The following is a 5,015-nucleotide window of genomic DNA, read 5'->3' as shown; positions in this document are numbered from 1 at the left end:
AGGTATCGGGTTCCCACATTCATCCGCACATGTGCGGATGAATGTGGGAAGTGTTCGGATGAAGTTGATAATCAAGGCTCCTGTGTGGTGGTTTTTCAATCTGCCAACGATATGTGAACGGATAGAAAAGTCTGCTATACTCTTTCCCGCTGTCCCCATCGTCTAGCGGCCAAGGACGCCACCCTTTCAAGGTGGATATCGCGGGTTCGAATCCCGCTGGGGGCACCATTTGAGATGTGAAGCCCGTTACCAATTCGGTAGCGGGCTTTTTGCTACCGAAATGCCGGGATTCGAACCCGACAGGGTGCGGAGCTGAGGAAACGCGAAGCGTTTTCCAGCGCAGCACGCAAGGAGCGGAGCGACGCGGCGAAAGCGGGCGGCGTCAGCCGCACGCGGACATCCCGCTGGGGGCACCATTTAAATCGAGAAGCCCGTTGCCCTCGTGAACCGCGCCCCAAATCTTGGACGCCCTAAATAGCGACTAGGCCGCGAGGGCCTGATTCCGGTACTCCTCCGGGGTCAGGCCCTTCAATCTTACCTGCCTCCGGCTCGTGTTCCAGTGGACTATGTATTCCTCCAGGTCGCGTTTGAAATCCTCGAACGTCTTCCACTCGCGGCCCCTGTAGAACTCGTCCTTGACGTGGCCGAAGAGCTGCTCGGTGGCGGCATTGTCGATGCAGTTCGCCTTCCTGGACATGCTCTGGACGATGCCGGCGGCCTCGAGCCTGGATGTGTACGAGGCGTGCTGGTACTGCCAGCCCCGGTCCGAGTGCATGGTCGGGGCGGCGCCCTCGGGGATCTTGGACAGCAGCTCGTCGAGCATCCTCACCTGCTGGGACATGTCGGGCGTGGTCGATATGTCGCTCGCCACGATCTCCTTGGTGCAGAAGTCCAGCGTCGGGGCCCAGTAGGCCTTGCCGCCGGCCACCTTGAACTCGGTGACGTCCGTCCCCAGCTTCTGCCACGGGGCCCCGGCGTCGAAATCCCTCGCGATCACGTTCTCGAACGTCCTGCCGACGACGCCCCTGTACGAGTTGTACCTGTGGTAGGCCGTCTCGCGTCTGATGCCGCAGCGAATCCCCATCTCGCGCATCATCTTGAGCACGGTCTTGTCGGCTATCACGGCCCCCTCTTCCGCCCTGAGGCACATCGCTATCTGCCGGTGCCCGCAGCCGTTGGCGGTGCGCGAGAAGATCTCGGCGGCGGCCTCCCAGAGCTCGGGCCTGGTGGGAGCCTTCGGGTGCGACAGCGCGTAGTAGTAGGTCGACCGCTTGAGCTCCGCGCATGCGAGCAGGTGCCCGAGCGCGTGCCCCTCGGCGCGCAGGGCCGCGACCGCTTCGGCCTTCGCCCTGGTCAGAGCCCGTCCCTCTCGACCAGGGCGCGTAATTTTTTTAGGTAGGCCACCTCGGCCTCGAGCCTACGGCACCGCTCCTCGAGCTCCTCCTCGCGGGTCCGCGGCCTCGCCCTGGAACCGCTCGGCCGGCCCTTGGGCCTCGGGCGCAAGGCCTCCGCGCCGCCCTCGCGGTATAGCGCGCACCACTTCTTGAGCGGCGACATCGACATTATGCCGAACGCCGCCATCGCCTCGGTCTTCGTCATGCCGCCGTCGACGACGGCGGAGGCGGCGGCGACCTTCTGCTCGTATGTGTACCTGCCCTGCTTTCCGTCCATGCGCAGCAGCACCTCGCTCCCGAATGCGCGGTATATCTCCTGCCATCTTCTCACGGCTTCCGCGGGAAGCGAAAGGGCAATCGCGGCAGATTTATACCCGTGTCCGAGCTCGAAGAGCCCTATGGCCGCCTTCCTGGCCTCGACATCATGCTTCACCCTCAAATCAACGCGCATAAAGAAAGCCTCCCATTTCTCATGTCCAAGAAATGGGAGGCAGTTCATCGCGGTGGCGGGCTTTTTGCTACCGATATGCCGGGATTCGAACCCGACAGGGTGCGGAGCTGAGGAAACGCGCAAGCGTTTTCCAGCGCAGCACGCAAGGAGCAGAGCGACGCAGTGGAAGCGGGCAATGCCAGCCGCACGCGGATATCCCGTTGGGTGGGGCACCATTTGAAATGAGAAGCCCGTTATCCTCACGATAGCGAGCTTTTTGCTGCCATGCGCCGGGATTCGAGCCCAACAGGGTACAGAGCCGAGAAAACGCACCTACGCTTCGGCCCTAACAAGTGATTAACTTAGTCCCTAAGCAAAACGATAACTGAAACGTCCGTATCGAAAAACATTGCCCGGAGACAGCTCCGTCTCCATTAGCCGTGATGTTGACAAGCTTTCTTATCAATCGCACGTCTTGAAAATTATCCCAACTTCAAAATCGCTGTGAGTTCCGAGGGTGCCGGGAAACAGTACATTCCCTCAACTCGCACCCTGTACACAGCATAATTACCTCCGATCCGCACATCGATAAAACAGCGCCGCGTGTAGTCCAGTTCCCTGGTCTCGATTTGTAAATTTGTTGGCGAAGTCCAGGCATACGCTGCAAACAACTTGCGAACATCCCATGCGGGGGCATCGTCCCTCTCGGCTTCATGAGTCACGAAGGGAAAGAGGTCTCCGACTCCGGTCCCATCGCCCGATTTGCAAACCCAAGACTCGTAGCCGGCCCTCACGCCGTACTCACGACCATCGCGCAACAGAGACAAATCCAGCTCATTCTCATGGAATCGAATATCGATCTCTTCAAAATCCCCGAAAATGCAACGATGAATGCCCTCGAGGCGTAATGAACTCAAACGTCCGCCAGAAGCCAACCCAACTGGCACGGGAATGCTATCGAAGTCACGTTCGGAAGCCACCGTTTCCCGAACACTAGACTCTTTGAACAATACCTCATACAGTGGATCAAGCAGCGCCTTACTTCCTGTCGTGGAACTCGAGCAGGCGATGACAAGGCCATCTGTGGGCCGTATGTAGCACAGCTGCCCAAAAAGGCCAGAGCATCTGAACCCGCCACGCCGGCACATCCAGAACTGATATCCATAGCCATTGCTGTCTTCAGTCGCCTCAGACGGATAAAAGGGGCTCGTTTCCATCTGAATCTTCGTCGCCTCGGCAACCCATTCCGCGGGAATGATCTGTTCCCCACGCCACTTGCCGCCATCCAGCAAACATTGACCAAACTTAGCCAAATCCGGTGTCGAAAGGTGAAGGCCAAAACCTCCGGTCGTATGACCGGCTTGATCCTCTTCCCACCACCAATTTCTAATGCCTAACGGCGTAAACAAACGTTCAGCGAGATAATCGGATTCTTTCGTTCCACTTATGCGTTGCACGAGCATGCTCAATAAATGTGAACACAGCGAATCGTAGTGAAAGACCTCGCCCGGCTTCCAGTCAAACTCACGATGAAGAACCTCATGTGCCCAGTCGTCTCCCGCGCCAATATACGAAAGGTCACTCTCCTGCCCCATCGTCATAGTCAGCAAATTGCGAACCGTCACATTGCGAAAGCGCTCATCCGCAATCTCGCCTTCATATTCCGGGAAGTATGAAATCCAGCGATCAGCCAGCGACAGCCGTCCTTCATTCACCAACATCCCAACAGCAACCGAGGTGAAGGACTTAGTCACAGAATAGAGCGGGTGAACGTGTTCGAGGGCGAACGGCGCAACCGCATGCTCAAAGACGACTTCACCCTCTTGTCGGACCACGACTGAGCGGACTTCCACACCCGTGGACCTCCACGCCGCAAGGCACGCCTCGCCCATCTTATTGTCAAAGATAATATTAGGCACCCTCAACCACTGCCTCTCGAACGAAATCAGTACAAGATGAGGTCGCCCTCGACACTTATCCAAGGACGACCTCGTCTAATTACTGGCGCGCGGGGAAATACTTGTCCCGCAGCTCCACTTCTTTGGCTACTTTGCAGCCTCTACCGCCGGCACGTCCTCCTTGTACGTCGCATACGTAAGCAGGAACGAAATCACGCTGGAAACCACGATGGCTATGATTACGTAAATCAGGTAGCTCGCGCCCATTGCACCGGACGGGTCAATGAAGCCCGGGAAGGCGCAGAAGCCGCCGCCGGTGAAGGCGAACATCTTGGTGCCAAGAGCGCCGATGATTAGGCCGCCGGGCACAGAGGCGATGCAGCTCATGACAAAAGGCTTCTTGCGCGGAAGGGTCACGCCGTAGATGCAGGGTTCGGTGATGCCGAAGAAGAAGCCCGAGATGAACGCCGGCCATGCAAGCTGCTTGAGCTTTTCGTCCTTAGTCTTCAGAAGGATAGCGAGGACGGCAAGGGACTGAGCGTATGAACAAACCATGTACGGCGCCATGACAATATCCCAGCCCTGGGAGGCAATGTTCACCAGCATGAGGGCAATGACACTCCAGTGGAAGCCGAAGATGACCATAGGCTGCCAAATGGCAGTAAGCACGATGCCGCCGAGCGCGCCGCCGATGACAGGCAAGCTGTAGAGGGAGTTAAACAGCAGGCTCATGAGGTTCGTGATCAGGGTGGCAATCGGGCCAATAATCAAATAGGTAGCGGGAACCATCACAACGAGCACGCACGTAGGCACAAAGAAGAACTTTACATACTCAGAGAAATGCTTGCGGCACCACTTCTCCAGCTTTGCCGCGAACCAAACAGAGATGATAATCGGAATGACAGAGCTCGTATAACCCGAAGACGGCATGATAACGGGTATGCCGAGGAAAGTCGTGTAGTAGTTCATGGCAAAGGGAGTGCCGGCAAGCACCGTTCCCAAAACATCGCCCGATGTGATGTTGACCATCGCCGGATACGTAAGTGCGATACCGAGCGTCATGCCAACGAACTCACTACAGCCAAACTTCTTTGCCGCGGTATAGCCAAGGATAATCGGCAGGAAGTAGAAGAAGCCGTCACCAGCCGCATATAGAATCTGGTACAAGCCATCTGTCGCCGTAATCCATCCAAGGGCGACGAGAATACTCAAAACACCCTTGATCATGCCCGCGGCACACAGCACCGCAAGAATCGGCTGGATTACGCCCGAAATAGTATCGATAAGGGCACT

Annotated in this window: 4 protein-coding genes and 1 tRNA gene; 1 reads left to right on the top strand and 4 read right to left on the bottom strand. The window is 57.3% G+C overall.

Annotated elements, in window-relative coordinates; all coding sequences use genetic code 11:
• Positions 1-151: 151 nt before the first annotated feature.
• Positions 152-228, top strand: a tRNA-Glu gene (locus AB5Z25_RS10675).
• Positions 229-481: 253 nt separating this feature from the next.
• Here AB5Z25_RS10675 and AB5Z25_RS10670 read toward each other — a convergent pair.
• The 4 genes from AB5Z25_RS10670 to AB5Z25_RS10655 form a co-directional block, all read right to left on the bottom strand.
• Complete coding sequence (locus AB5Z25_RS10670) at positions 482-1,324, bottom strand: IS3 family transposase (RefSeq protein ID WP_368135567.1); 843 nt, start codon at positions 1,322-1,324, stop codon at positions 482-484.
• A 29-nt stretch (positions 1,325-1,353) separates the two neighbouring features.
• Positions 1,354-1,845: a helix-turn-helix domain-containing protein gene (locus tag AB5Z25_RS10665; protein WP_196025973.1), complete on the bottom strand. Its 492-nt coding sequence runs from the start codon at positions 1,843-1,845 to the stop codon at positions 1,354-1,356.
• A 461-nt stretch (positions 1,846-2,306) separates the two neighbouring features.
• A complete protein-coding gene (locus tag AB5Z25_RS10660; RefSeq protein WP_368135566.1) occupies positions 2,307-3,743 on the bottom strand; it encodes a serine hydrolase in 1,437 nt (478 codons plus the stop codon).
• A 126-nt stretch (positions 3,744-3,869) separates the two neighbouring features.
• Positions 3,870-5,015 (bottom strand): PTS transporter subunit EIIC (locus AB5Z25_RS10655; protein ID WP_368135565.1); only part of this gene is annotated, 1,146 nt, incomplete at its 5' end.

Origin of the sequence: Collinsella aerofaciens (genome assembly GCF_040910325.1) — a bacterium.
GTDB lineage: Bacteria > Actinomycetota > Coriobacteriia > Coriobacteriales > Coriobacteriaceae > Collinsella > Collinsella aerofaciens_BL.
The sequence above is the reverse complement of the archived record's forward strand: the minus strand, read 5'-3'. Positions and strand labels throughout refer to the sequence as shown.

Bases quoted from the DNA above. Each gene is read 5' to 3' on its own strand.
- AB5Z25_RS10665 (WP_196025973.1), bottom strand. From the start codon at position 1,845: ATGCGCGTTGATTTGAGGGTGAAGCATGATGTCGAGGCCAGGAAGGCG.